Source organism: Alicyclobacillus mali NBRC 102425, assembly GCF_001570745.1.
Lineage (GTDB): Bacteria > Bacillota > Bacilli > Alicyclobacillales > Alicyclobacillaceae > Alicyclobacillus > Alicyclobacillus mali.
In genome coordinates this window covers 1-1927 of sequence record NZ_BCSG01000064.1, presented here as the reverse complement: position 1 = coordinate 1927, position 1927 = coordinate 1, and the positions used below count along the sequence as shown (strand labels likewise).

General features: G+C 57.7%; 2 protein-coding genes and 1 pseudogene. 2 read left to right on the top strand and 1 reads right to left on the bottom strand.

The genetic code is table 11. From position 1 onward, the window contains the following. Together AMA01_RS14140 and istB are read left to right on the top strand one after the other, a co-directional pair. A partial coding sequence (locus AMA01_RS14140; RefSeq protein WP_446698022.1) for a Mu transposase domain-containing protein occupies nucleotides 1-723 on the top strand: 723 nt, incomplete at its 5' end. Next, nucleotides 723-1484: an IS21-like element helper ATPase IstB gene (istB, locus tag AMA01_RS13315; RefSeq protein ID WP_067851728.1), complete on the top strand. Its 762-nt coding sequence runs from the start codon at nucleotides 723-725 to the stop codon at nucleotides 1482-1484. The genes AMA01_RS14140 and istB, both read left to right, overlap by 1 nt. 197 nt (nucleotides 1485-1681) lie before the next feature. On the opposite strand, the pseudogene AMA01_RS14135 reads toward istB, so the two are convergent. Continuing rightward, nucleotides 1682-1882 (bottom strand): annotated as a pseudogene (locus AMA01_RS14135) (transposase); the annotation flags it as partial. Between the last annotated feature and the right edge of the window lie 45 nt (nucleotides 1883-1927).

Here is a 1927-nt window from a genome sequence, read left to right as displayed (position 1 = left end):
TACGTCCGCCGCCATACGTGTGTCCCCGTTCCTGATGTGGCCAACCTGGGCGCTCTAAACGACCTGATTCTTCAGTGGTGCGAGAAAGAGCGTGGCAAGCGATGGTCCGCTTGGGAGCAAGAGCGGGCAGGGCTGCGTGCACTGCCGAAGCGCCCTCATTGTTGCGCGACCACACGGCCCGTCACGGTGAACAAGCTGTGTTTGGTCAGCTTTGACCACAACCGCTACTCCGTCCCCAGCATATACGTGGGCAAGACGCTACTCATGAGGGTGTATGCTGAGCGGATTGAGGTGCTCGACAAGGAACGGGTGGTGGCCAGCCACCCGAGAAGCCACGAGCGCAAGCAGACGTTCATGGAACTCGAGCACTATCTACCGATCTTGGCTTACAAACCACACGCCGCCACACACGCGGCGGTCGTCCGACAGTTGCCGGAAGTGTATCAACGCATCCGAGTCCGGATGGCGAACAGTAGACCCGATGGATACAAGGACTTCGTCGCTATCCTCATGCTGCACCAGGTGTGGCGTGCAGAAGACATTTTGCGGGCGATTAAGGAAATTGGGCCCGATATCGTGACAGCCGACCAGATCCATCGGCATCTGCTACGCAACTCACCAGAGTCCGCGAGCCCTGTGGTGCCAGCCGGTCTGCAAATGTATCGCCTCGCGCAGCCTAATCCGTCCAGATACGACACGCTGACGAAAGGGGTGGTCCACTGATGTCCGACGATGTACACGCGGCCATGGTGGAGATTTACTGCAAGGAGTTGAAGATGCCGGGTTTACGCAAGGCATACGCGGCGCTGGCAAGGGAAGCGGGAGTGCACAGCCACTCTCCCCTCCAGTACCTTGCCGCCTGCCTCGCTGAGGAGATTGAGTCGAGGAAGACTAGTCGGCTGCAGGCGTATACCCAGCAGGCGCGATTCCCAGCCCACAAGACCCTGCAGGAATTCGACTTTACTGCGATTCCGACGTTGCAGAAGCAGCGGATTGTGCACCTGACGGGAGGAGACTTCATTCGGGCCAAGGAAAACGTGATCTGCATGGGCGCGAGCGGTACGGGCAAGACGCACATCGCGATCGCCATCGGGCTGGCCGCCATCTCGGCGGGCTACAGGGTGCGGTTCATCACCGTGATGCAACTCGTCCAGGAGCTCTTACAGGCAGAGTCAGAGTACCGACTGCCCAGATACCTTCGGATGTGGGACAAGTACGACCTGGTCTGCTTGGACGAGTTCGGGTATGTATCCTTACCTCAGGGTGGGCCGCTACTCTTCCAATTCTGTGCGGAGCGATACGAGAAGGGCAGCATCCTCATCACAACGAACCTGGAGTTTGCGAAATGGGCGGACGTGCTCCATGACGCGACGCTGACGACGGCACTCCTCGACCGACTCACCCACCACTCCCACATCCTGCTGTTTGAAGGCGAATCCTATCGATTCCGAGAGAGCCAAAGACGAGCGGTGACCCAGTTGTGACGATGTTGTCATGCCTTCGCCAGGCACCATACCCACTACTCCAGGGTGGTCAACTTTTCAATTAGCAAAGTGGTCAACTTTTCGCTTGACAAACACACTTGCGCCCTTCTGAATTCCCTAACGAAGTTAAGAAAGTGGAGTCGTCACACAACCACAAGAGTTATCGCGACCATCGTTCCCCACCTGCCGAGCCGTAAATTTGACGAACAGGCAGCCATGCCAAGCGGACAATCCACCTGGCCTGTCGCGTGCGAACAGCGAAACTTGAGCCAGGCGTTATGCACGCCCCAATACGTCATTCGGTACCCCATCGTGCAACCGGGCGTGCCGTCGAAATCCATCCCTTCCGGCGGCTCTTTCTCGTTCCGGCGATTCATCGGGATGATAGCCTGAGCGCCATAGGAAGTTCACTTTTTGCATCGACGGCTAAATGGATCTTGTAG